Origin of the sequence: Aeribacillus sp. FSL M8-0235 (assembly GCF_038000355.1) — a bacterium.
Lineage (GTDB): Bacteria > Bacillota > Bacilli > Bacillales > Aeribacillaceae > Aeribacillus > Aeribacillus composti.
This window is the reverse complement of sequence record NZ_JBBOBW010000001.1, coordinates 2,090,455-2,114,763: the sequence shown is the minus strand read 5'-3', so window position 1 is coordinate 2,114,763 and position 24,309 is coordinate 2,090,455. Positions and strand designations below refer to the sequence as shown.

Sequence of the window (24,309 nt, the reverse complement as noted above, 5' to 3'; positions counted from 1 at the left end):
AAGGAGATAGATAGAAAATGGCTCAAAAAGGTTTTCATGTAGCAGTTGTCGGAGCAACTGGAGCAGTAGGAACACAAATGATCGAAACATTGGAAAAAAGAAATTTTCCTGTGGAAACTTTAACGTTGTTATCATCCGAACGATCTGCAGGAAAGACAGCTACATTTAAAGGAAAACCAATCACAGTACAAAAAGCGGAACCGGAGAGCTTTGAAGGGGTTGATATCGCTCTTTTCAGCGCTGGAGGAAGCGTGTCGAAGCAGCTTGCACCGGAAGCAGCCAAAAGAGGCGCGGTCGTGATCGACAATACGAGCGCATTTAGAATGGATGAAAACGTTCCTCTCGTAGTACCGGAAGTGAACGAAGAGGATATAAAATGGCATAACGGTATTATTGCCAACCCGAATTGTTCGACGATCCAAATGGTTGTTGCATTGCAGCCGATCCGTAAAGCGTTCGGGCTGAAAAAAGTCATTGTTTCCACTTATCAAGCAGTATCAGGTGCGGGGGCACAAGCGATTCAGGAATTGAAAGAACAGTCTAAAGCGATTTTAGAAGGAAAGCCGTTTGTACCTGAAATTTTACCTGTTAAAAGTGACGAAAAACATTATCAAATTGCGTTTAATGCAATTCCGCAAATTGATAAATTCCAAGAAAATGGATTTACATTTGAAGAAATGAAAATGATCAATGAAACAAAAAAAATTATGCATATGAAGGATCTGGAAGTTGCAGCGACCTGCGTCCGCTTGCCGGTCGTCATCGGGCATTCAGAATCAGTCTACATTGAAATTGACAGGGACGATGTTACTGTAAATGATATTCGCAATGTATTAAGAGATGCGCCTGGTGTTACGCTTGAAGATGATCCGGCAAATCAAATTTATCCAATGCCTGCTTTGGCAGAAGGAAAATACGATACATTTGTAGGCCGAATTCGCAAAGACTTAGATCGGCCAAACGGCTTCCACCTTTGGGTTGTATCCGACAATTTATTAAAAGGGGCAGCGTTAAACTCTGTACAAATTGCCGAAAGTTTAATTAAACTGAAATTAGTATAAGGTGAAAAGAAGAGAGTTGAAGCCATCAGCTCTCTTCTGTTTAGTTATTTTATAGAGGTGAACATCATGAGCATTGTTGTTCAAAAGTTTGGAGGAACGTCTGTCCGTGATGAACAAGGCAGAAGACATGCGTACGAACATATAAAGGAAGCCTTGTCTGAGAAAAAAAAAGTGGTCGTCGTCGTATCAGCGATGGGGAGAAAAGGAGATCCGTACGCAACAGATACGCTGATCAGCCTTGTGGAAGGCGGGATCGACACCATTTCCAAACGTGAACAGGATATGTTGCTGTCCTGCGGAGAAATCATCTCTTCTGTCGTATTTACTAGCATGCTAAAAGGAAAAGGAATAAAAGCGGCAGCTTTAAGCGGAGCGCAGGCAGGTTTTTTGACGACAAATGAACATACAAATGCTAAAATATTAGAATTGAAATGTGATCGCCTGCTCGGGCTTCTAGAAACAAATGATGTCGTTGTTGTCGCAGGCTTTCAAGGAGCACAAGCAAATGGAGATGTGACGACAATTGGGCGCGGCGGCAGTGACACTTCAGCAACAGCACTTGGAGCAGCTTTAAAAGCAGAATATGTAGACATTTTTACAGATGTGGAAGGAGTTATGACAGCGGATCCTCGTATTGTTAAGGATGCAAAGCCCCTTTCATTTGTGACGTATACGGAAATTTGCAATTTGGCCTATCAAGGAGCAAAGGTGATTCATCCGCGTGCGGTTGAAATCGCTATGCAAGCCAAAATCCCGATTCGCATTCGTTCCACTTATTCTAAATCGAAAGGAACGATCATCACTTCTCACCATCAGGATAAACTAGGTGCGGACATAAAAGAACGTTTAATTACTGGAATTGCTCATGTTTCCGATGTCACGCAAATTAAAGTAGATGCAAAAGAAGGGAATTTCCGTTTTCATCAAGAAATTTTTAAAGCGATGGCTACAAGAGGAATTAGCGTCGATTTCTTTAATATTACTCCTAAGAGTGTCATATATACTGTTCATGGGGATGTAACGGATCTTGCTGTTGGAATTTTGAAAGAGATCGGATATGATCCGATGATCACGCGGCATTGTGCAAAAGTCTCAATTGTAGGAGCAGGCATTCAAGGAGTCCCTGGAGTCGCTTCCAAAATCGTTGCTGCTTTATCGGAGGAAGGGATACAAATTTTGCAATCGGCAGACAGCCATACAACAATTTGGGTGCTTGTGAAGGAAAGTGAAATGATTCAAGCAGTTAATGCACTTCATAAAGCGTTTGATCTTGGAAAATAATCGATAAAGGTGTGAGGAACAAGTGGGTATGTTTGGAAGAATTTCAACTGCAATGGTTACCCCGTTTGACAATAACGGGAATATTGATTTTCAAAAAACGGAAAAATTAGTAGAATATTTAATCCATCATGGAACAGATTCAATTGTTGTGGCTGGAACAACGGGTGAATCTCCAACTTTAACAACGGAAGAAAAGCTCGCTTTATTTAAACATGTCGTTTCTGTTGTCAATAAAAGAGTTCCAGTGATTGCAGGGACAGGTACAAACAATACAAGAGCTTCCATAGAACTGACAAAAAAGGCGGAACAAACCGGCGTCGATGCGATTATGCTTGTCACTCCATACTACAACAAACCGAATCAGGAAGGGATTTATCAGCACTTTAAAGCGATAGCAGAAAGCACGCATCTTCCTGTGATGCTTTACAATGTGCCTGGCAGAACATCGTCCTCGATCGCGCCTGAAACGGTTATTCGTCTATCGGAAATTGACAATATCGTTGCGATTAAAGAAGCTAGCGGAGATCTTGATAATATGGCCAAAATTATCGAGAAAACGCCAGATAATTTTGCTTTATACACTGGGGACGACAGCTTAACGCTGCCGACATTATCAATAGGCGGTTATGGCGTCATATCTGTAGCCTCCCATGTTGTAGGAGATGAAATGCAAGAAATGATTCAAGCCTTTTTGTCAGGTGATGTGAAAAAAGCCGGAAGCCTTCATCGAAGACTTCTCCCATTAATGAAAGAACTGTTTAAGGCGCCAAACCCTGTTCCAGTGAAAGCAGCGCTGCAAATAAAAGGTCTGGATGTTGGTCCGGTGCGCTTGCCGTTAGTTCCGTTAACAACAGATGAGCGAACGTCATTAGCCGCTGTGATCCATGAATTAGGCTGATCATCGTGATTAGCCTTTTTTTATTTTAAAAATTCCACTCTGCCCCATTCAAAACAGCTGAGTCTAGCGGCTTAATTTTTCGGATAAGTGTGTCTGATATAAATTAACTTGTATTCCATTTCTTTCATCAGGTATAATATTGCTAAGTGCTTTGGACGGGGATATTTAGGGAGGATCACTAACACTTATGAAAAAAGCTGAAAAAATTCAACTTATTGCTTTAGGAGGGGTTGGGGAAGTCGGAAAAAACCTGTACATCGTCGAAATCGACTCGGATATTTTTATTGTGGATGCCGGCTTGAAATATCCTGAAAACGAGATGCTCGGAATTGATGTGGTGATACCGGATATTACATATTTGCTTGAACGTAAAGATAGGGTTCGGGCCATCTTCTTAACAAATGGCAGATTGGATCGGATCGGTGCGATTTTCTACATTTTAAAACATATCAATGCGCCAGTTTACGGAACGAAATGGACAATTGCCTTGACAAAAGAAAGAATGAAGCAATATTCTGTTACTGCTGATTTTCGCGAAGTGAATATGCGCAAGCCTGTACATTTTCCTCAAGTGACGGTTTCTTTTTTTCGCACATTCTCAAATATTCCTGATTCTATGGGAGTTTGTTTCCATACGTCAATGGGAGCGATCGTGCATACAGGCGATTTTAAATTAGAGCAATCCTCGATCGGAAGTCATTTTCTTGATTTTGGTAAAATGGCGGAAATCGGTAATAGCGGAGTTCTTTGTTTGCTTTCCGACAGTATCAATGCAGAAAGACCCGGCTTTTCTGGTTCCGAAGCTCTTGCCGGAGAAATGATCAACGATGTTATGTATAATTCGCCTGGAAGAGTTGTTGTATCTGTAGCAGAGACGAATATTTACCGAATTCAGCAAATTTTCAATGCCGCAGTTGAGACTGGAAGAAAAATAGCAATTATAGGGAAATCGTTTGCCAAAATTATTGAGCTTGCAAGACAATTACGGTATTTAAAGGCTGACGATGATTTGTTTATTCCGGTGTCGCATTTAAAAAAGCTTGAAAAACAAAACTCTGTTCTACTATGTGCAAGCGATTCATTCGATCCGCTTGCGGAAATTTCAAAAATGGCAAAAGGCATTCACAAGCAACATCATATAACTTCCGATGATACGGTTTTAATTGCTCAGACCCCAACACCCGGACAAGAACTTATTTATTCGAAAACGATTGATTTGCTGTTTCGAGCAGGAGCCAATGTTGTTTCGATTGATAAAAAAGCGTTTTTTTCTGGTCATGGCTGCCAAGAAGAGCTGAAGCTTATGCTACATTTAATGAAACCAAAATACTTTATTCCCGTTCATGGTGAATTTAAAATGCAAATAGCGCATGCTAAAATTGCGCAATCGATCGGAATACGCGAAGAAAACATTTTTTTGCTCGATCAAGGAGATGTGGTTGAATTCACCCCTAAATCTGCCAAAACGGTTACAAAAGTACCTTCTGGAAATGTACTCATTGACGGGCTTGGTGTAGGAGATGTTGGAAATATCGTGCTAAGAGACCGGCGTTTGTTATCTCAGGACGGCATTTTAATTGTTGTTGTTACGTTAAACAAAGAGATGAAAAAAATTGTCGCTGGTCCTGAAATTATATCAAGAGGGTTTGTGTATGTCCGTGAGTCTGAAAGCTTAATTTCCAAAGCTACGAAAATGGTGCATGACACACTGTCGTCTTGTATGGAAGATGTCTCAATGGACTGGTCAACAATGAAACAAAACATTCGCGATGTCTTGAATCAATTTTTATATGAGCAAACGAAGCGCCGCCCGATGATTTTGCCAATTATTATGGAGGTTTAGACAAAAAGCAGGTCGACGAAGCCTGCTTTTTTCTCATTTTTTAAACGGTTTCCTAGCCGTATGAAAAAATGGATTCCGTTCATACTAACATCATAACGGTAAGAAGAAAGGATGATTGGGATGAACGGAAATGCTGATCAACCGACTGTTCAGCCAGTGGAAAAGGGAAGCGAAAATGTAGTTGACAAAATTCAGCAGTTAGGACAAACAAACATTCCGCAAATGGATCAGGAAACAAACATTCATTGTTTGACCATTATCGGTCAAATTGAAGGACATATACAGCTCCCTGCTCAAAATAAAACAACGAAATATGAACATATCATTCCGCAAATTGTGGCGATCGAACAAAATATGAAAATAGAAGGACTGCTCGTCATTTTAAATACTGTCGGCGGCGATGTTGAAGCAGGACTTGCGATCGCTGAAATGCTTGCTTCGCTTACGAAACCGACTGTATCCATCGTTCTTGGCGGCGGACATTCTATCGGTGTGCCCATCGCTGTGTCATGCGATTATTCATTTATTGCGGAAACGGCTACGATGACGATTCACCCGATAAGGTTAACCGGTTTGGTCATTGGTGTTCCGCAAACGTTTGAATATCTTGATAAAATGCAGGAGCGGGTTATTAGTTTTGTAACAAAGCATTCCAATATTACAGAAGATAAATTTAAAGAGCTGATGTTTTCAAAAGGAAATTTAACAAGGGATATTGGAACAAATGTTATCGGTCAAGATGCGGTTAAGTACGGCTTGATCGATGAAATAGGCGGTGTAGGAAGCGCGATGAAAAAATTGAACGAGCTTATTTTGGAAAGAAAGAATGGAAAAGGAGGGGACATCCTTCAATGATTTTATACACGACTGTTCCTGAAGAGCTCATTTTTCCATCAGATCAAGAAGCTTTTCAAAAAAGGCACATTATTGAGATGAACGGCATTTCATTATTAATAGAAGAAACGGGAGAAAATCAATGCCAAATCGTCAGAGTGCTTTCAACCAATCCAAACCATTATTTATTGGAATCTGTTTTCCCCGGTCAAAAAGTACCTTTTTTTCGAAGCTAACATTCCTTTTAAAGACAACATCGTTGCTAGCATACCTAAATTCAAGTTTGTATGATATAATATGGACACAAACAGTCGTTCGCAGCCAAATAGTGGCTGCGTTCTTGTTTTACATAATACATAGGTGGGATTAAAGTGGCAAAAGTGAAAAGAAAACGAAAAAAGAGAAAAACGGATTGGCAAAATAAACTAAAATTTGAAATAGCGGGACTTCTGCTATTATCATTGTCGATAATCGCTTTAAGCGAATTTGGATTTGCTGGCAAAGCGCTTGTCGCCTTTTTTCGGTTCTTCGCTGGAGAATGGTTTATTATCTTTTTGCTAGGATTATTATGGTTTTCCATATATATATTTTGGAAAAAGACATTCCCTCATTTTTTAACGAGAAGATGGCTCGGGATCTATCTTATAGTTGGCTCAATTTTAATTCTCAGCCATATGAAGCTGTTTGAAAATTTGTCAAAGGGAGGAGTTTTTGCTTCTCCAAGCGTTATATTGAATACTTGGGAGATGTATTTAAAGGAATTAAACGGGGAGGCAAGCGCTCAAGATCTTGGAGGAGGAATGATCGGCGCCGTTTTTTTTGCTGCATCATACTATTTATTTTCTTCAGGGGGCACCCGAATTATTTCCATTGTCTTGATCATAATTGGTTGCATCTTAATTTCCGGAAAATCACTCGGAAACAGCCTCTCCAAAATTGTTGAGTCCATCGGCCGGATTTTCAAAAAACAATTTTTTGCCTTTGTGGATGATATGAAGAACTTATTTTCCTTAGTAAAAAAACAAAAGAAAAAGCAAAAGAAGCATCGCTCCAATAAGGTTCAGGCTGAAGACGATCAAGAACAAGAAGATGAACATTTAGAAGAAAATACATCTGAACCGATTATTTCCAGTTTTACAGACCATCCGGAAATCGTGACAAATGATAAAAAAGAGCCCGAAAATAATTTAAAGCAGGAACAAATTACGCTTGAAGAAAAGGATGAGCCGATCGCCTTTCAGGAGATAGAAAACAAAGATTATAAATTGCCTCCGATTGATTTGCTGTCTCTTCCAAAATACAGCGGTCAGCATGCCGATAAGCGGAATATTTACGATAATGCGAGAAAACTAGAGCGCACTTTCCAAAGCTTTGGAGTGAAGGCAAAGGTTACCCAAGTACATTTAGGGCCTGCTGTAACAAAATATGAAGTGTACCCGGATGTCGGGGTGAAGGTAAGCAAAATTGTCAGTTTAAGCGATGACCTGGCGCTGGCTTTAGCAGCGAAAGATATTCGGATTGAAGCGCCGATTCCGGGAAAGTCTGCAATTGGAATTGAGGTGCCGAATTCAGAAATTGCGATGGTGTCATTGCGCGAGGTGCTGGAATCCAAAATGAACGATCGCCCTGATTCCAAGCTGCTGATCGGTTTAGGACGTGATATAACTGGAGAAGCTGTGCTGGCTGAACTGAACAAAATGCCGCATCTGCTTGTCGCAGGTGCAACAGGCAGCGGAAAAAGCGTCTGCATTAACGGGATTATTACAAGCATTTTGATGAGGGCGAAGCCTCATGAAGTGAAAATGATGATGATCGATCCAAAAATGGTCGAATTAAGTGTTTACAATGGGATTCCGCATCTATTGGCTCCTGTTGTGACAAATCCGAAAAAAGCGTCGCTCGCATTGCAAAAAGTAGTAAATGAAATGGAAAGAAGATACGAGCTGTTTTCACATACTGGAACGCGCAATATTGAAGGTTATAATGAAATGATCAGAAGGCAAAATTCGCTTTCAAAAGAGAAGCAGCCTGAGCTTCCTTTTATTGTCGTCATCGTGGATGAGCTCGCTGATTTAATGATGGTGGCTTCTTCTGATGTAGAAGATTCGATTACACGCTTGTCACAAATGGCCCGTGCTGCTGGCATTCATTTAATTATTGCGACTCAACGTCCGTCTGTTGATGTAATTACAGGAGTCATAAAAGCCAATATTCCATCGAGAATTGCCTTTAGTGTGTCCTCCCAAACCGATTCACGCACTATTTTGGATATGGGGGGAGCTGAGAAGCTGCTCGGAAGAGGAGATATGCTGTTTTTGCCAGTCGGATCATCAAAGCCGATTCGTGTTCAAGGAGCGTTTTTATCAGATGAAGAAGTGGAAAAAGTCGTGAATTACGTCATTTCACAACAAAAGGCGCAATATCAAGAAGAAATGATTCCGAACGAAGATTCCGAGGATCATGGAGATGTTGATGATGAATTATATAATGAAGCGGTTCAACTAGTTGTGGACATGCAAAGTGCAAGTGTATCCATGCTGCAAAGAAGATTTAGAATCGGCTACTCAAGAGCTGCGAGATTAATTGACGCCATGGAAGAGAGAGGGGTAGTCGGACCTTATGAGGGAAGCAAGCCGCGTCAAGTGTTGATTTCTAAAGAAGAGCTGGAGGAACGTTTGTCATAAAAATTTTCGTGTTTTTCATGCAAAAATATTTTAATAACGGGCATACTAAAACTACATTTACTAGAAAGTGAGAGATCGATGGATGGCAAAAGATGCGAAACGTAAAAAAACAAAAAGCAGTTTGAGCAGCGCCCAAGAAGTCACTTATTCGAGAGCGTTTAAAATGGCTGACAGAGCGGGAGGCTTTTCAGAAAAACATGAAAGCCATTAAAGCATAAAAATGCCAATTATAAAATGCTCCGAACATGTCACCCTAATGGATAGGACATGTTGTGAAAGCAACTGTCTACACCCTCTTTGCGGAGGTGCGCAAAATGGGAAGAGCACATAAGCAAAAAGCGCGTGATAAAAACAAAGCTAAGCTGCCGCAAGTGCCAAAAAATTTGAAGTCAGACGGCAAAAGTATTGAATTTTCAAGAGAGCTTGCCGACAAGGACGATCTTCAAGCATTGGCTCGCTCTGCTGCAGCGGACAAAAGGCAACAGAAAAGAACATAAAGGTTGTTTCAAAAGCTGTGCCTGAAAAATAATGATGAAAGACAACAGAATTCATTTTCTGTTGTCTTTTTAAGTATATGGTATTTTTTTACTTAAAATTGAACAATAAACTGCAACACACAAAAAAGTATTGGGCAACGATCAATAGTGTGTTTTCTCCGAGAATCTGCTAAACACTTTTTAATTCCTGCATCTTATCGTATAGTATACCCCTATTTATAGATGTCATAAGTTAGCTGATCTGGCTAGAGACATCCTTGCTTTTTGTTAAATAATTAACAGTAATATAATTATGTAAACTTTAAATAATAATTCATTACGGTGTGATTTCCTTCAATATCCTATGATTGATATAATTACTAATAACGTGTTTTTTCATGATTGGAAACAATAACATATAGAAAGCTTTCAGGCTTAGGAGGGATAGAATGGGTTTTTTACAAGAGCAAGTAAGCGAAATAAACGGGATTCAGCTGCATACCGTTTCATCAAATGCTTTTAAAACAAATTCACTCATTTTAAGGTTAAAGGCGCCGCTATCGGAAAAGGATGTAACCATTCGAGCTTTGCTTCCCCATGTTTTGCAAAGAGGTACAGCATCCTACCCATCCACAACTGAATTAAGGAAGTATTTGGATGATTTGTACGGTGCAACACTGCAAGTCGATTTAGCCAAAAAGGGAGAAAACCATATCATTACGTTCCGGATGGAAATCCCGAATGAAAAATTTTTAAAAGATAAGACACCTTTACTGGAAAAAGGGATCGAATTGTTGTCCGAAGTACTTCTTTCGCCTCCTCTGCAAGAAGGGGTGTTCAATCAAAGCATTATCGAACAAGAAAAGCGGACATTAAAACAGCGCATTCAAGCGGTTTATGACGATAAAATGCGTTATGCGAATTTACGTTTAATCCAAGAAATGTGCAAAACTGAGCCGTACCGTCTGCATGTCAACGGAGAGAAAGAGCATATCGATCAAATTTCTCCTCAACAGCTGACAGATTATTATACAAACATGCTGCAGCATGATGAAGTCGATTTATTTGTGATCGGGGATATTGAAAACGAACAAGTGGCTGATATTGTCAGGAAATATTTCCGTTTAACAAAATCCAATCAACAAGCTAGGGCTGAAAGTGTTGAAAAAAAAATTGAGAAGGTTAACGAAGTTATCGAAGAACAAGACATTACCCAAGGGAAATTGAACATCGGGTACCGCACGCACACAACATATAGTGATCATGATTATTACGCATTGCAAGTGTTTAACGGCATTTTTGGGGGATTTCCGCATTCGAAGCTGTTTCTAAACGTTCGCGAAAGGAACAGTCTTGCTTATTATGCTTCCTCGAGAGTTGAAAGCCATAAAGGCTTGTTAATGGTGATGTCAGGAATTGAAATGAAGAACTACGAACGCGCTCTCACGATTATTCATGAACAAATGGAAGCGATGAAAAAGGGAGATTTTACAGATAAAGAATTGGAACAAACGAAAGCGGTGATCAAAAATCAGTTGCTGGAAACAATCGATACCCCTTACGGAATGACGGAAGTGCTGTACCACAATGTTGTTGCGAAAACAAACCGAACTATTGAAGAATGGATCGAAGGGGTAGAAAAGGTCCAAAAAGACGAAATCGTCCAGCTTGCTGAAAAAATTCAACTGGATACGGTTTATTTTTTGAAAGGGGGCGGATCTTTATGATAAAAGAAATTACATTCGATCAACTGAAAGAAACGTATTATTATAAGAAAATGGAAAATGGATTAGATGTTTATGTCCTTCCAAAACAAGGGATTCATAAAACGTATGCGACATTCACCACTAAATACGGTTCTATTGACAATAAATTCGTTCCAATTGGCAAAGAGGAAATCGTTCACGTCCCGGACGGTATTGCTCACTTTTTGGAACATAAGCTTTTTGAAAAAAAGGATGGGGACGTATTTCAACAGTTTAGTGAACAAGGGGCATCGGCCAATGCATTTACATCCTTCACGAGAACGGCATATCTTTTTTCCAGCACAGCAAATGTTGAAAAAAATTTAGAAACGTTAGTAGATTTTGTCCAAAGTCCTTATTTTACTGACCAATCCGTTGAAAAAGAAAAAGGCATTATAGGTCAAGAAATCAACATGTACCAAGACAATCCTGATTGGCGGCTTTATTTTGGCCTCATCCAAAACATGTATGAAAGCCATCCAGTACGGATTGACATTGCCGGCACAATTGATTCGATAAATCAAATTACAAAAGAGCAGCTTTATGAATGCTACGAAACGTTTTACCATCCCAGCAACATGCTCCTGTTTGTGATCGGGCCTGTTCAACCGGAAAAAATTATCAAGCAAGTGGAAGAGAATCAGGCAAAAAAAGATTTTAAAAAGCCAACCAATATTGTTCGTGAACAAGTACATGAAAGAGATGAAGTGTTTAAAACGAGTGAAAAAATTTATATGAATGTCAAGTCGTCGAAATGCTTAGTTGGCTTAAAGGCAAAACATCCTTTCCGAAAAGGGGAAGAGCTGCTTACGCATGAGCTTTCCATGAATTTAATTTTAGAAATGCTTTTTGGCAAAAGCTCAAAGCTTTATTTGGAATTGTATGAAAAAGGGCTCATTGATGATACGTTCAGCTTCGATTATACAGAGGAGTACAGCTTCGGTTTTGCTATGGTCGGCGGCGATACCGACCGGCCGGATGAGCTGAGTGAATATATAAAAGAAGCTCTTATGAAAAGCAAGCAATCGTTATTTACCGATGAGCAGCTGGAAGCCGCCAAAAAGAAAAAAATCGGCTCTTTTTTAAGGGCTTTTAATTCTCCTGAATTTATCGCCAATCAATTTACTCGGTATCAATTTAACGAAATGAATCTGTTCGATGTTGTGCAAGCTTTAGAAAATGTAAACATGGACACGATTGAAGCAGTTTTAAAAGAAGCGATTGATGAAGATTATTTAACAGTTTTCCAAGTTTTGCCGAAATCATAATATTGCGGAGGGGAAATCTTGAAAACAGCGTTAGTAACTGGAGCCAGCGGAGGAATCGGAAAAGCGGTTGTAGAAAAATTGGCTCAGGAAGGATATCAAATTTATGCTCAATACTTTCGAAACATTGAACCGTTAAAAGAAGCAATGAAGTTATATGATCAGATCATTCCAGTTTATGCGGATTTGTCATCGGAAAGCGGGACGGAACAATTACTTGAAAACATTCCAACTTCTATAGATGCTCTTATTTTTGCTAACGGTATTTCCCACTACGGACTGATTCAAGATGTTTTGATGGAAGATTATCAAAAAATTATACAGCTTCATCTCACGTCGCCTTTTTTTATTACTCAAAAAGTAGTCAGTGGAATGATAAGAAAACAAAAAGGAAGCATTCTTTTCATCTCCTCTATATGGGGGCAGACAGGAGCCAGCTGTGAAGCTTTGTATTCCATGGCAAAAGGGGGGCAAATTTCCTTTGTGAAAGCACTAGCGAAGGAATTAGCGCCTTCCAATATTCGCGTCAACGCCGTTGCGCCAGGCATGATCGATACAAGTATGAATGATCGATTCTCTCCTGAAGAATTGGAAGATATTAAAAACAGCATTCCCCTTGAAAGAAATGGAAAGCCTGAAGAAGTCGCGAATGTTGTTTTATTCCTTATTAGCGAGCAAGCTTCCTACATTACAGGTCAGGTGATTGCTGTCAATGGAGGATGGTACTGCTGATTCCCTCTCCCGTATAAAAACTGCATGATCAAGGGAAAATAAAAATTGATTAAACGATAAAGGAGGGGAACATATGTCAGTATTGGAAAATTGGAATCAATGGAAAGATTTTTTGGCGGATCGCCTCCAGCAAGCAGAAAGCGGCGGATTGTCCCAAGAGGTTATTTCCAATTTAGCGTATGAAATCGGTGATTATTTAGCAAAGCAAGTGGAGCCGAAAAACCCTGAAGAAAAAATTCTTCACGATCTGTGGAGTGTCGCTTCAAAAGAGGAGCAACATGCAATCGCCAACATGATGGTGAAACTTGTTCAAAATGACAGCGTCCATTAGGATGTTTTTCATTTATTACTGTCAAGTTAGGGCACTTGGTGAAATGACCAAGATGCCCTTTATTTTTTCCTTGCAATTATCCTTTCTTCTTTATCTAAAATGATTTATTATAAATCCTTTCTTCTTTATCTAAAATGATTTATTATAAATTTATAGGTGTGTTATTTGGGGGTCTTTGAAGGTGGAAAAAACTGAATGGTATTTAGAATATAAAATTCAAAAAAACCGGCCGGGGCTGCTGGGAGATGTTTCGTCTTTGCTCGGTATGCTGAACATTAATATCGTTACGATTAACGGCGTTGATGATATGCGCCGCGGGATGCTTCTGCGCTGCGAAACGATTGAACAAATTAAAAGGCTTGAATCTATTCTGAATACGATGGACAACATAACAGTGACAAAATTGCGGCAGCCTAAGCTGAGAGATCGTCTTGCTGTCCGTCATGGCTTTTATATTCAACGGGATGCAGATGATAAAAAGACGTTCCGTTTTGTTCGCGATGAGCTTGGTATTCTTGTTGATTTTATGGCCGAGCTCTTTAAACAAGACGGTCATAAATTAATCGGCATACGCGGAATGCCGCGTGTCGGAAAAACAGAATCGATCGTAGCGGCGAGCGTCTGTGCGAATAAAAGATGGCTTTTTCTCTCTTCAACCATGCTGAAGCAAACTGTCCGGGAAAGGCTGATTGCTGATGAATACCGGACAGATAACGTGTTTATTTTAGATGGAATCGTCACGATGAAAAGAGGCTCTGAACAGCATTTGCAATTAGTTCGGGAAGTGATGCAGCTTCCGGCAACGAAAGTCGTGGAGCATCCAGATATTTTCGTTCAGAGCTCCGAATATACTTTGGATGATTTCGACTACATTATTGAACTTAGACATCACCCTGATGAAGAAATTACGTATGACGTTGTAGAAAATAATCATCAGCCGTTTGGCCACTCAATTTATAATGGATTTGATTTTTAGAAAGGTGGGTACGTTTTGAGCGAGTTAGGTAACCATCTGAGACAAGCTAGGCTGGAAAAAAACATTTCACTCGATGACTTGCAGGAAATAACTAAAATTCAAAAGCGCTATTTAATCGGCATTGAGGAAGGAAACTACTCGATCATGCCGGGGAATTTTTATGTGCGTGCGTTTATTAAACAATACGCGGAAGCGGTTGACCTTGATCCGGATGTTTTATTTGAACAGTATAAAAATGAAATACCAAGTACATATGATGAGATACCTGAGAAATTGTCCCGCGTTCAAACGCATAAAGAGCTTCCAAAGCCGGCTTCCAAATTTTTAGAGCTGTTGCCGAAGCTTGCCGTCATCGCTGTTATTATTTTGGTGGCGATTATCGTTTGGGTGCTTTCCCAGCGTGGAAGCACAGATGAAGGCGTTCAGACGGAGGACGATACAAAATCCGTCAAAATAGAAACCTCTGGCGTGGAGCCTGAGAAAAAAGAGCAAAATAATATTGTCGATGAAAAAGACCGTTCGGTTGAAGAAACAGAACAAGAGGAGAAAAAAGATGAGAACGCCGAAAATGAAACGAAGCAAACATTGACGGTAAAAGAAGTAAGAGGGAAAGAAACCGTATATGAATTGTCCAATGCGGACAAATTGGTGATCGATATTTCAACCAATGGGAATTCGTGGATAGAAGTGAAGAACGGAAAAGGAAAATCGTTTTTTGCAGGAATGATGCGACAAAATGAGCAGAAAACGGTTGATGTAACAGCGGAAGAAGAAGCAAAAATCGTTGTAGGCGATGCTCGATTTACGACCATTCAAGTGAATGGAGAAGCCGTTTCTTATGAAACGGACCCGAATAAAATGGTTCGGCAGGATATTATCATTTTAAATAACAAGAATGAATAAGTCATCGTATGAGATGGCTTATTCTTTCTTACTTTATGCTAGTGGAGGTACAAAATGAATTTGCCAAATCGAATTACTGTATCAAGAATTATGCTAATTCCAATATTTATGATTGTGATGCTGGGCGATTTTAACTGGGGAAATTGGTCGGTCGGTGAAGAAGTCATCCCTGTCAAACATGTCGTTGGCGCCCTCATTTTTATTTTAGCTTCGACGACCGATTGGATTGATGGATATTATGCACGCAAGCTTGGACTTGTGACAAATTTAGGAAAGTTTTTAGATCCTCTTGCCGATAAATTGCTCGTTTCTTCAGCTCTCATCATATTGGTGGAAATAGGTGCTGCTCCGTCTTGGATTGTCATTCTGATCATCAGCCGTGAATTTGCCGTAACCGGATTGCGTTTAGTTCTGGCTGGTGAAGGAGAAGTCGTAGCAGCTAACATGCTCGGCAAAATAAAAACATGGACGCAGATCGTGGCTATTTCCGCTTTGCTTTTACATAATATACCTTTTGAATGGATTTCGTTTCCATTTGCAGACATTGCTTTGTGGGTTTCGCTCTTTTTTACCATTTTATCTGGATGGGACTATTTCATGAAAAACAAACACGCGTTTGTCAATTCGAAATAACCATGTGGAGGATATTGTATGAATGTGAATGCTGAAATTATTGCTGTCGGTTCAGAACTGTTGCTTGGACAGATCGCCAACACAAACGCCCAATTTATATCAAAAAAGCTTGCTGAAATAGGTGTTAATGTTTTTTATCATACGGTTGTTGGAGACAATGCTGAGAGGCTCAAGCATACGATCGAAACGGCAAAAAAACGGTCGAATTGCATCATTTTTACCGGCGGGCTCGGCCCGACAAAAGATGATTTGACGAAAGAAACGATTGCACGTATTTTGAATAAACGCCTCGTGATCGACGAGGCGGCGATGAAAAACATTGAGGATTTTTTTAAACGGACGAAACGGACAATGTCGGAAAACAATCGGAAACAAGCATTAGTTTTGGAAGGTTCTACTGTTTTGCCAAATCATTACGGAATGGCGCCAGGAATGGCGTTAGAGGCGAACGGAATTACATATTTGCTAATGCCGGGCGTTCCGAAAGAAATGAAGCCGATGTTTATCAACTACGGTGTGCCGTTTTTGCAATATCATTACGGGTTAAAAGAAAAAATCATCTCGCGTGTACTTCGTTTCTTTGGCATCGGCGAATCTCAGCTTGAAACAGATATAGAGGATCTGATTGATCAGCAAACAAATCCGACCATCGCGCCGCTGGCAAAAGACGGCGAAGTAACATTGCGCCTGACAGCAAAACATGAAGATGAGTCGACTGCGCTGAAGCTGATTGACGAAACAGAAAAAAAGATTTTAAGCCGTGTTGGCCGATATTTTTATGGACACGGTGAAACTTCGATCCAAGAGCAGCTTATGAAGCTTCTAAAAGAAAAGCAATATACTATTTCGGCTGCAGAAAGTTTGACGGGCGGTCTTTTTTCCGAACAGCTGACCCATTTTCCAGGCGCTTCGAATATTGTGCTTGGAGGAATTGTCTGCTATACAAACGAAGTGAAGCAGCATGTTCTTGGCGTGTCGGAAGAAACGTTGAAAACAAAAGGAGCCGTTAGCTCTGAATGTGCGAAAGAAATGGCGGAAAATATAAAAAAATTGACCGGCAGCAATATCGGCATCAGCTTTACGGGAGTGGCAGGACCTGATCCTTCTGAAGGAAAAGAAGTTGGGACTGTCTATATCGGTATTCAAATCGACGATCGGCCGACGGCAGTCTTTGAGCTTCATCTTTCCGGTACTCGGGAAGGGATCAGGCACAGAACGGCAAATTATGGCTGCTACTATGTAATGAATGTAATAAAGGAAATGGAAAACCGGTTATGAGCGTCTTCATCCGGTTTTTTAATTTTTATATAATGAAAATTAAAAAACGAATAAATGTTCCCTTTTTTCTTGGCAAACAGGAAAAAACACGGTATATTTATTTTGAAGCTATCAATTTTTTAAGGAGGAAATTGTATTGAATCATGATCGTCAAGCTGCCTTGGAAATGGCGTTAAAACAGATTGAAAAACAATTCGGAAAAGGTTCGATAATGAAGCTTGGAGAACAAGCTGAGCGAAAAGTTTCAACAGTTCCAAGCGGATCGCTGGCATTGGATGCAGCTCTTGGCGTCGGCGGATATCCTCGAGGTCGGATTATTGAAATATATGGACCGGAAAGCTCCGGTAAAACGACAGTGGCCCTTCATGCCATTGCTGAAGTTCAAGCTCTAGGCGGGCAAGCAGCGTTCATCGATGCGGAACATGCGCTCGACCCTGTCTATGCGCAAAATTTAGGTGTTAATATTGATGAACTGCTTTTGTCGCAGCCCGATACCGGCGAGCAGGCTCTTGAGATTGCAGAAGCTCTCGTTCGCAGCGGTGCAGTCGACATCATTGTCATTGACTCGGTCGCAGCACTCGTCCCAAAAGCGGAAATTGAAGGCGAAATGGGCGATGCGCATGTCGGATTGCAGGCGCGTCTTATGTCGCAAGCGCTTCGGAAGCTTTCAGGAGCCATCAGCAAGTCGAAAACCATTGCGATTTTTATTAATCAAATAAGGGAAAAAGTGGGCGTCATGTTCGGAAATCCCGAGACAACTCCAGGGGGACGCGCGCTGAAATTTTACTCATCTGTCCGCCTTGAAGTGCGCAGAGCTGAACAGCTGAAACAAGGAAATGATATGGTAGGAAACAAAACGAAAATTAAAGTTGTCAAGAACAAAGTAGCGCCTCCTTTTAGAACGGCAGAAGTTGATATCATGTACGGGGAAGGGATTTCAAAAGAAGGAGAAATCATCGACCTGGGAACGGAATTGGATATTATACAAAAAAGCGGTTCGTGGTATTCTTACCAAGAGGAGCGTTTAGGACAGGGAAGAGAAAATGCAAAGCAATTTTTGCGCGAAAATCCGGATATTCGCGATGCCATTCAGCAAGAAATTCGCAAGGCATATGGCCTTGAAACGAATGAACCTGTGCAAGAGGGGCAGGAAACGTTCGAGCTTTTGGATGAATAATGTACGCACATCTTAGCGTAAGGCTGGCGGAGTAGCCGGTCTTATTTTTTTGGTCAAAAAAAGCCCCATCCTTTGTTCGACAAGATGAAAACTTGACAAGGGTTATTCCCACATTTAAAATGGATATGTATATTTTTTCATTTTTGCAATATATTTAACATATTTTTTTGGAAAATGTTATCGGGAGAGTAAATGTGTAATGCCGACACTTTCTTTGTGACAAGTTCATAGCAAGAGGAGGTGAAAGAATGGAACTCATTGAAATCATCTCCATTTTGCTTGGCCTAATCGTCGGTGCAGTTGTTGGTTATTTTGTTCGAAAATCCATTGCTGAAGCGAAAATAGCGGGTGCAAAAAACGCCGCGGAACAAATTCTTGAAGATGCTAAGCGTGAAGCTGAAGCAACGAAAAAAGAAGCGCTTCTGGAAGCAAAGGATGAAATTCATAAGCTTCGTTTGGAAGTAGAAAAAGAAATTCGCGAAAGAAGAAATGAACTTCAAAAACAAGAAAACCGTTTAATGCAAAAAGAGGAGAATCTCGATCGAAAAGATGAATCATTAGATAAGCGTGAGGCGATGCTAGATAAAAAAGAAGATTCTCTAAATGAAAGACAACAGCATATTGAAGAGATGGAAAGCAAAGTGGAAAAGATGGTGCAAGAAGGACAAATAGAGCTTGAACGCATTTCGGGTTTATCGTGTGAAGAGGCGAAACAAATCATCCTTGAACGAGTGGAAAAGGAACTTTCTCATGATATTGCTGTAATGGTGAAAGAAGCAGAAACAAAGGCGAAAGAAGAAGCAGACAAAAAAGCAAAGGCAATTCTTTCCCTTGCTATACAGCGCTGTGCAGCAGATCATGTGGCTGAAACGACCGTTTCTGTTGTGAATTTGCCAAATGACGAAATGAAAGGGAGAATTATCGGCAGAGAAGGAAGAAATATCCGCACTCTTGAAACGTTGACAGGGATCGACCTCATCATCGACGATACACCGGAAGCGGTTATTTTATCAGGATTTGATCCGATTCGCCGTGAAACAGCAAGAATTGCGCTTGACAAGCTTGTTCAAGACGGGCGCATTCATCCAGCGCGAATTGAAGAAATGGTGGAAAAATCGCGGCGGGAAGTGGACGAGCATATTAGGGAAATCGGAGAACAAACGACATTTGAAGTTGGCGTTCACGGTCTTCATCCGGATTTGATCAAAATTTTAGGCAGATTGAAATTTCGAACGAGCTATGGCCAGAACGTGCTGAAGCATTCAATAGAGGTTGCCTTTTTAACCGGATTGATGGCTGCCGAATTAGGTGAGGATCAAATCCTTGCAAGACGTGCAGGGCTTCTGCACGACATCGGAAAAGCCATTGACCACGAAGTAGAAGGAAGCCATGTTGAAATCGGCGTGGAGTTGGCAACGAAGTATAAAGAACACCCGGTTGTCATCAACAGCATTGCTTCCCATCATGGGGATGAAGAACCGACATCGGTAATTGCGGTTTTAGTTGCAGCGGCTGATGCTTTATCGGCAGCACGGCCGGGTGCCCGCAGTGAAACGCTTGAAAATTATATTCGCAGGCTTGAAAAATTGGAGGAAATTTCCGAGTCGTTTGAAGGTGTGGAAAAATCGTACGCCATTCAAGCAGGCCGCGAAGTTCGCATCATGGTAAAACCGGATGCAATAGATGATTTAGAAGCTCATCGATTAGCAAGAGATATTCGCAAGCGGATCGAAGAAGAGCTTGACTACCCTGGACATATTAAAGTGACCGTCATTAGGGAAACTCGTGCGGTTGAATATGCCAAATAAAGTGGTACATGAAAATGTGCCGCTTTATTTTTTTTTCAATTTATGCAAAACTATATAATAAACATTTAGAAAGGAATTCATCATGAAAGTTTTATTTGTAGGCGATGTGGTAGGAGCAAAAGGGAGAGAAATGGTTGAACAATATTTGCCGAAGCTGAAGAAAAAATATAATCCTGAAGTAACAATTGTCAATGGTGAAAATTCTGCACATGGCAAAGGAATAACTATGAAAATTTACCAGAAGCTTCTTTCATTGGGAGTTCAGGCAGTGACAATGGGCAACCATACTTGGGATAAAAAAGAAATTTTTGAATTTATCGATGAAGCAAAAGCGTTGGTTCGACCGGCTAACTTTCCTGAAGGCACACCAGGAAAAGGAATCGTGTACGTGGAAGCGGATGGAAAAGAGCTTGCAGTCATAAACCTCCAGGGAAGAACATTTTTGCCGGCAATCGATTGCCCTTTTCGGAAAGCGGATGAATTGATTCAAGAAGCGAAGAAAAGAACTCCATATATTTTTGTTGATTTTCATGCGGAAGCAACGAGCGAAAAACAAGCGATGGGCTGGTATTTGGATGGGAAAGTTTCCGCAGTGGTTGGCACTCATACACACGTTCAAACTGCCGATGAAAGAATTTTAGATAAAGGAACGGCATTTATTACCGATGTCGGGATGACAGGACCATATGATGGTATTTTAGGAGTTGACAGGGAAGCAGTATTAAAAAAATTTTTAACGAATCTCCCTGTTCGGTTTGAAATCAATGAAGGCAGAGGACAATTGAATGCCGTATTAGTGGAAATTGAGGAAGGAACCGGCAAAGCGAAATCGATCAAACGAATATTAATCAATGATGATCACGTTTATTTTGATTAAATTAAATAAAAAAAATTAAAAATAAGCAGGAATACTGCTAAACTTTAGGGAATATAGTAACTATGGGATGGAACCAATTGTTCAAGAGGTGATGGGTCTTTTGAACAATGCATCTAACAGCATTTGTTCCAATAAATTTTCACGAACCATTGTAAAAAATGAAGGGGGAACTAGGAAATGGAAATATTAAAAGTTTCAGCAAAATCTAATCCGAATTCTGTCGCCGGAGCGCTAGCAGGGGTGCTGAGGGAGCGTGGAGCCGCCGAAATTCAAGCGATTGGAGCTGGAGCATTGAATCAAGCTGTAAAAGCGGTAGCGATAGCAAGAGGATTTGTAGCTCCGAGCGGTGTTGACTTAATTTGTATTCCGGCATTTACAGATATTCAAATAGACGGTGAAGAACGAACAGCCATTAAATTGATTGTTGAGCCGAGATAACATGTTTAAATAAATTAGCTAAACAGTCTGCACTCCTTTTCGGTTGCAGACTGTTTTTTGCTTAAAATGTTGATAATATTTATCGGTTTTATTATAATTTCATTATACAGAAGTAGAGAATGGTGAATATTTAAAATTTTTTGTCATTACAAGCATTTAAACTTGTAATTTTGATTATTTAGGGATAAAATTGAAATCGTTTAGGATTATCCCAAAAATTTTAAGGTATGGTGGTTTTGCTGCCAGAACAAGGTTATTATTGCTAAAAATAGCATAATTCATCATCATAGACTTTTCGGCAGGGCAGTGGGCCTCTAAAATACCGGAAATGATAAAGATATTTTAGATCCAAAGGAGTGTAACATAGAAATGGTAAACCAACTCTCATGGAAAGTCGGTGGGCAGCAAGGAGAAGGAATCGAAAGTACAGGAGAAGTCTTTGCAATTACGCTCAACCGGCTTGGTTATTACCTATATGGATACCGCCACTTTTCTTCACGAATTAAAGGGGGACATACAAACAATAAAATTCGTGTCAGCACGAAGAAAGTTCGAACGATAAGCGATGATTTAGATATTCTTGTTGCTTTTGACCAAGAAACGATCGATTTTAATTTTCACGAATTGCGGGACGGCGGAGTTATTCTTGCCGATGCAAAGTTTGGACCGAAAATCCCTGAAGGAAGCAATGTTTCCTTATATTCAGTACCTTTTACGGAAATCGCTTCAGAGCTGGGAACATCTTTAATGAAGAACATGGTTGCAATCGGTGCAACAAGCGCAATTTTGAATCTTGACCCGTCATTATTTCAGGAAGTTGTACAAGACACTTACGGAAGAAAAGGCGAACAAGTCGTCTTAAACAACATGGAGGCGATTAGAAAAGGCGCCCAATATTTAAAAGAAGAATTAGGGTTTGACCGTTCAGATCTTTATTTGGAAAAAGCTGATGGTCAAAAGCGGATGTTCATGATTGGAAACGACGCCATCGCTCTAGGTGCGATTGCCGCTGGTGCACGCTTTATGGCTGCCTATCCGATTACTCCCGCTTCGGAAATTATGGAATATTTGATTAAAAAGCTTCCAGATTTAGGAGGAGCTGTCATTCAGACGGAAGACGAAATCGCTGCAGCCACAATGGCGATTGGAGCCAACTATGCTGGCGCTAGGGCATTTACTTCCTCTGCTGGTCCTGGTTTATCATTAATGATGGAATCGATCGGTCTGTCAGGCATGACGGAAACTCCGCTAGTCATAGTTGATACACAGCGCGGTGGTCCGAGCACTGGACTTCCAACTAAGCAGGAGCAATCGGATTTAATGGCTATGATTTACGGAACACATGGAGAGATACCAAAAATTGTTATTGCACCGAGCACGGTGGAAGAAGCATTTTATGATACGGTTGAGGCGTTTAACTTAGCGGAAGAGTACCAATGCCCTGTGATTGTACTTTCTGATTTGCAGCTTTCTCTTGGTAAGCAAACGGTTGAACCTCTTTCCTATGAATCTATCCAAATTCGGCGCGGAAAACTATTAAATGAAGAATTAGTTCCGGAAGCAGGCAATCAAGGGTATTTCAAACGCTATGAAATAACAGAAGACGGTATATCGCCGCGAGTGATTCCTGGAATGAAAAACGGCATCCACCATGTGACAGGTGTTGAGCACGATGAAACCGGAAAACCTTCGGAAGCTGCCGCAAACAGAAAGGCGCAAATGGAAAAACGGCTTCGCAAATTAGAACAAATAGAGTTCAACAATAAAGTTCATAAAAATGACAAGCATGAAGAGCCGGATATTTTGTTCATTGGCTACATTTCGACAAGAGGGGCCATTGAGGAAGCGATGGAACGTCTAGAAGAAGACGGAGTGAAAGTGAACCATGCGCACATCCGTCTCATTCATCCATTCCCGAAAGAGGAAATTCGCCCGCTCATTGAAAAGGCTAAACAAGTCATCGTTGTGGAGCATAATGCAACAGGACAATTAGCAAATCTTATAAAAATGAATGTCGGATTTGCTGACAAAATTCAATCTCTATTAAAATATGACGGAAACCCGTTCCTGCCGAATGAAATTTATACGCAAAGCAAGGAGTTCACAAAACAAGGAGTGTTGTTCTAAATGGCCACTTTTAAAGATTTTCGCAACAATGTCAAACCGAATTGGTGTCCGGGTTGCGGCGATTTCTCGGTTCAAGCAGCTATACAGAGGGCAGCGGCTAATGTCGGTTTGGAACCGCATCAGCTTGCAGTCATTTCCGGAATTGGATGCTCAGGAAGGATTTCAGGTTATATATATTCTTACGGCTTCCATGGAATTCACGGTCGTGCGCTTCCGATCGCACAAGGTGTAAAAATGGCGAACCAAGATTTAACGGTCATAGCAGCTGGCGGTGACGGCGATGGGTTTGCTATTGGTACGGCGCATACCATTCATTCGATGAGAAGAAATATCGACATTACGTATATTGTGATGGACAACCAAATTTACGGGTTAACAAAAGGACAAACGTCCCCAAGAAGTGATGTCGGTTTTAAAACAAAAAGCACCCCGCAAGGTTCAATTGAATCTCCGCTGTCCGTAATGGAATTGGCGTTAACAGCAGGTGCTACGTTTGTTGCGCAAAGCTTTTCGACAGATTTAAAAGATTTAACTTCCTTGATCGAACAAGCAATTCAGCATAAAGGCTTTTCCTTTATCAACGTGTTCAGTCCTTGCGTTACTTATAACAAAGTGAACACATACGACTGGTTTAAAGAGAATTTAACAAAGCTGAAAGATATTGAAGGATATGATCCTTCTGACAAAAAACTTGCCATGCAAACGTTAATGGAATATAACGGTCTTGTAACAGGTCTTATTTATCAAAATAAAGAACAAAAACCATATGAAGAGCTTGTTCCAGGATTCGGCGAAGTGCCGCTTGCAAAAGCTGAACTGAAACTTAGCAAAGAGAAATTTGACGAATTAGTAGCAGAGTTTATGTAGGAGAGGGGTTCCCCTCTCTCTTTTTTTGATTTCAATTGTTAAAGGAAGAAATCTACTTTTAGCTTATTTCTAGAA

Annotated in this window: 23 protein-coding genes; all 23 read left to right on the top strand. The window is 40.6% G+C overall.

Annotated elements, in window-relative coordinates; translation table 11 throughout:
- The first annotated feature begins 17 nt into the window (after positions 1-17).
- The 23 genes from asd (at position 18) to NSQ71_RS10020 (ending at position 24,234) form a co-directional block, all read left to right on the top strand.
- Entirely contained in the window at positions 18-1,061 is a 1,044-nt protein-coding gene (gene asd / locus NSQ71_RS10130) for an aspartate-semialdehyde dehydrogenase (protein ID WP_094246019.1), read from the top strand.
- A gap of 66 nt (positions 1,062-1,127) precedes the next feature.
- Complete coding sequence (dapG, locus tag NSQ71_RS10125) at positions 1,128-2,342, top strand: aspartate kinase (protein ID WP_340733919.1); 1,215 nt, start codon at positions 1,128-1,130, stop codon at positions 2,340-2,342.
- A gap of 22 nt (positions 2,343-2,364) precedes the next feature.
- Entirely contained in the window at positions 2,365-3,240 is an 876-nt protein-coding gene (gene dapA, locus NSQ71_RS10120) for a 4-hydroxy-tetrahydrodipicolinate synthase (protein WP_340733918.1), read from the top strand.
- A gap of 187 nt (positions 3,241-3,427) precedes the next feature.
- On the top strand, positions 3,428-5,083 hold the full coding sequence (locus tag NSQ71_RS10115) for a ribonuclease J (protein WP_063386718.1): 1,656 nt from the start codon (positions 3,428-3,430) through the stop codon (positions 5,081-5,083).
- Between the two features lie 120 nt (positions 5,084-5,203).
- Positions 5,204-5,938 carry a ClpP family protease gene (locus tag NSQ71_RS10110; RefSeq protein WP_066246454.1) on the top strand — a complete coding sequence of 245 codons (735 nt, stop codon included), beginning with the start codon at positions 5,204-5,206 and terminating at the stop codon, positions 5,936-5,938.
- Positions 5,935-6,153, top strand: a complete 219-nt coding sequence (locus tag NSQ71_RS10105) for a YlzJ-like family protein (protein WP_066246452.1) — start codon at positions 5,935-5,937, stop codon at positions 6,151-6,153. The genes NSQ71_RS10110 and NSQ71_RS10105 overlap by 4 nt, the downstream gene beginning before the upstream one ends.
- A gap of 135 nt (positions 6,154-6,288) precedes the next feature.
- On the top strand, positions 6,289-8,601 hold the full coding sequence (locus tag NSQ71_RS10100) for a DNA translocase FtsK (RefSeq protein ID WP_144597757.1): 2,313 nt from the start codon (positions 6,289-6,291) through the stop codon (positions 8,599-8,601).
- Between the two features lie 82 nt (positions 8,602-8,683).
- Positions 8,684-8,812, top strand: coding sequence for a YfhE family protein (locus tag NSQ71_RS10095; RefSeq protein ID WP_082829320.1), 129 nt, complete (start codon positions 8,684-8,686; stop codon positions 8,810-8,812).
- A 103-nt stretch (positions 8,813-8,915) separates the two neighbouring features.
- The gene (locus NSQ71_RS10090; RefSeq protein WP_063386722.1) at positions 8,916-9,098 is read left to right on the top strand and encodes a YfhD family protein; all 183 of its coding nucleotides are present in this window, start codon (positions 8,916-8,918) and stop codon (positions 9,096-9,098) included.
- A 428-nt stretch (positions 9,099-9,526) separates the two neighbouring features.
- Positions 9,527-10,804 (top strand): EF-P 5-aminopentanol modification-associated protein YfmF, encoded by a 1,278-nt coding sequence (gene yfmF, locus NSQ71_RS10085; RefSeq protein WP_339192928.1) that lies wholly within the window; start codon positions 9,527-9,529, stop codon positions 10,802-10,804.
- On the top strand, positions 10,801-12,090 hold the full coding sequence (gene yfmH / locus NSQ71_RS10080) for an EF-P 5-aminopentanol modification-associated protein YfmH (RefSeq protein WP_063386724.1): 1,290 nt from the start codon (positions 10,801-10,803) through the stop codon (positions 12,088-12,090). The genes yfmF and yfmH overlap by 4 nt, the downstream gene beginning before the upstream one ends.
- A gap of 15 nt (positions 12,091-12,105) precedes the next feature.
- Positions 12,106-12,819, top strand: coding sequence for an elongation factor P 5-aminopentanone reductase (gene ymfI / locus NSQ71_RS10075; RefSeq protein ID WP_232515766.1), 714 nt, complete (start codon positions 12,106-12,108; stop codon positions 12,817-12,819).
- A gap of 73 nt (positions 12,820-12,892) precedes the next feature.
- On the top strand, positions 12,893-13,150 hold the full coding sequence (locus NSQ71_RS10070) for a DUF3243 domain-containing protein (RefSeq protein ID WP_063386726.1): 258 nt from the start codon (positions 12,893-12,895) through the stop codon (positions 13,148-13,150).
- A gap of 181 nt (positions 13,151-13,331) precedes the next feature.
- Complete coding sequence (locus NSQ71_RS10065; protein WP_066246441.1) at positions 13,332-14,126, top strand: YmfK family protein; 795 nt, start codon at positions 13,332-13,334, stop codon at positions 14,124-14,126.
- A gap of 15 nt (positions 14,127-14,141) precedes the next feature.
- A complete protein-coding gene (locus NSQ71_RS10060; RefSeq protein WP_094246010.1) occupies positions 14,142-15,029 on the top strand; it encodes a helix-turn-helix domain-containing protein in 888 nt (295 codons plus the stop codon).
- 54 nt (positions 15,030-15,083) lie between these two features.
- Positions 15,084-15,662 carry a CDP-diacylglycerol--glycerol-3-phosphate 3-phosphatidyltransferase gene (gene pgsA, locus NSQ71_RS10055; RefSeq protein WP_340733917.1) on the top strand — a complete coding sequence of 193 codons (579 nt, stop codon included), beginning with the start codon at positions 15,084-15,086 and terminating at the stop codon, positions 15,660-15,662.
- A 24-nt stretch (positions 15,663-15,686) separates the two neighbouring features.
- On the top strand, positions 15,687-16,940 hold the full coding sequence (locus NSQ71_RS10050) for a competence/damage-inducible protein A (protein ID WP_094246518.1): 1,254 nt from the start codon (positions 15,687-15,689) through the stop codon (positions 16,938-16,940).
- 136 nt (positions 16,941-17,076) lie between these two features.
- Positions 17,077-18,117, top strand: coding sequence for a recombinase RecA (recA, locus tag NSQ71_RS10045; RefSeq protein WP_082829319.1), 1,041 nt, complete (start codon positions 17,077-17,079; stop codon positions 18,115-18,117).
- 248 nt (positions 18,118-18,365) lie between these two features.
- Positions 18,366-19,925 carry a ribonuclease Y gene (gene rny, locus NSQ71_RS10040; protein WP_340733914.1) on the top strand — a complete coding sequence of 520 codons (1,560 nt, stop codon included), beginning with the start codon at positions 18,366-18,368 and terminating at the stop codon, positions 19,923-19,925.
- Between the two features lie 82 nt (positions 19,926-20,007).
- Positions 20,008-20,802 (top strand): TIGR00282 family metallophosphoesterase, encoded by a 795-nt coding sequence (locus NSQ71_RS10035; RefSeq protein ID WP_066246434.1) that lies wholly within the window; start codon positions 20,008-20,010, stop codon positions 20,800-20,802.
- A 177-nt stretch (positions 20,803-20,979) separates the two neighbouring features.
- Positions 20,980-21,240, top strand: coding sequence for a stage V sporulation protein SpoVS (gene spoVS / locus NSQ71_RS10030; protein WP_003181955.1), 261 nt, complete (start codon positions 20,980-20,982; stop codon positions 21,238-21,240).
- 369 nt (positions 21,241-21,609) lie between these two features.
- Positions 21,610-23,367 (top strand): 2-oxoacid:acceptor oxidoreductase subunit alpha, encoded by a 1,758-nt coding sequence (locus tag NSQ71_RS10025; RefSeq protein WP_063386732.1) that lies wholly within the window; start codon positions 21,610-21,612, stop codon positions 23,365-23,367.
- Positions 23,368-24,234, top strand: coding sequence for a 2-oxoacid:ferredoxin oxidoreductase subunit beta (locus NSQ71_RS10020; RefSeq protein WP_063386733.1), 867 nt, complete (start codon positions 23,368-23,370; stop codon positions 24,232-24,234).
- Positions 24,235-24,309: the final 75 nt, after the last annotated feature.

What these genes read in the sequence shown, in the direction of transcription:
- asd (WP_094246019.1), top strand. Translation starts at nt 18, where the DNA reads ATGGCTCAAAAAGGTTTTCATGTAGCAGTTGTCGGAGCAACTGGAGCA.
- dapG (WP_340733919.1), top strand. Translation starts at nt 1,128, where the DNA reads ATGAGCATTGTTGTTCAAAAGTTTGGAGGAACGTCTGTCCGTGATGAA.
- NSQ71_RS10115 (WP_063386718.1), top strand. Translation starts at nt 3,428, where the DNA reads ATGAAAAAAGCTGAAAAAATTCAACTTATTGCTTTAGGAGGGGTTGGG.
- NSQ71_RS10110 (WP_066246454.1), top strand. Translation starts at nt 5,204, where the DNA reads ATGAACGGAAATGCTGATCAACCGACTGTTCAGCCAGTGGAAAAGGGA.
- NSQ71_RS10105 (WP_066246452.1), top strand. Translation starts at nt 5,935, where the DNA reads ATGATTTTATACACGACTGTTCCTGAAGAGCTCATTTTTCCATCAGAT.
- NSQ71_RS10095 (WP_082829320.1), top strand. Translation starts at nt 8,684, where the DNA reads ATGGCAAAAGATGCGAAACGTAAAAAAACAAAAAGCAGTTTGAGCAGC.
- NSQ71_RS10090 (WP_063386722.1), top strand. Translation starts at nt 8,916, where the DNA reads ATGGGAAGAGCACATAAGCAAAAAGCGCGTGATAAAAACAAAGCTAAG.
- yfmF (WP_339192928.1), top strand. Translation starts at nt 9,527, where the DNA reads ATGGGTTTTTTACAAGAGCAAGTAAGCGAAATAAACGGGATTCAGCTG.
- yfmH (WP_063386724.1), top strand. Translation starts at nt 10,801, where the DNA reads ATGATAAAAGAAATTACATTCGATCAACTGAAAGAAACGTATTATTAT.
- NSQ71_RS10070 (WP_063386726.1), top strand. Translation starts at nt 12,893, where the DNA reads ATGTCAGTATTGGAAAATTGGAATCAATGGAAAGATTTTTTGGCGGAT.
- pgsA (WP_340733917.1), top strand. Translation starts at nt 15,084, where the DNA reads ATGAATTTGCCAAATCGAATTACTGTATCAAGAATTATGCTAATTCCA.
- rny (WP_340733914.1), top strand. Translation starts at nt 18,366, where the DNA reads ATGGAACTCATTGAAATCATCTCCATTTTGCTTGGCCTAATCGTCGGT.
- NSQ71_RS10035 (WP_066246434.1), top strand. Translation starts at nt 20,008, where the DNA reads ATGAAAGTTTTATTTGTAGGCGATGTGGTAGGAGCAAAAGGGAGAGAA.
- spoVS (WP_003181955.1), top strand. Translation starts at nt 20,980, where the DNA reads ATGGAAATATTAAAAGTTTCAGCAAAATCTAATCCGAATTCTGTCGCC.
- NSQ71_RS10025 (WP_063386732.1), top strand. Translation starts at nt 21,610, where the DNA reads ATGGTAAACCAACTCTCATGGAAAGTCGGTGGGCAGCAAGGAGAAGGA.
- NSQ71_RS10020 (WP_063386733.1), top strand. Translation starts at nt 23,368, where the DNA reads ATGGCCACTTTTAAAGATTTTCGCAACAATGTCAAACCGAATTGGTGT.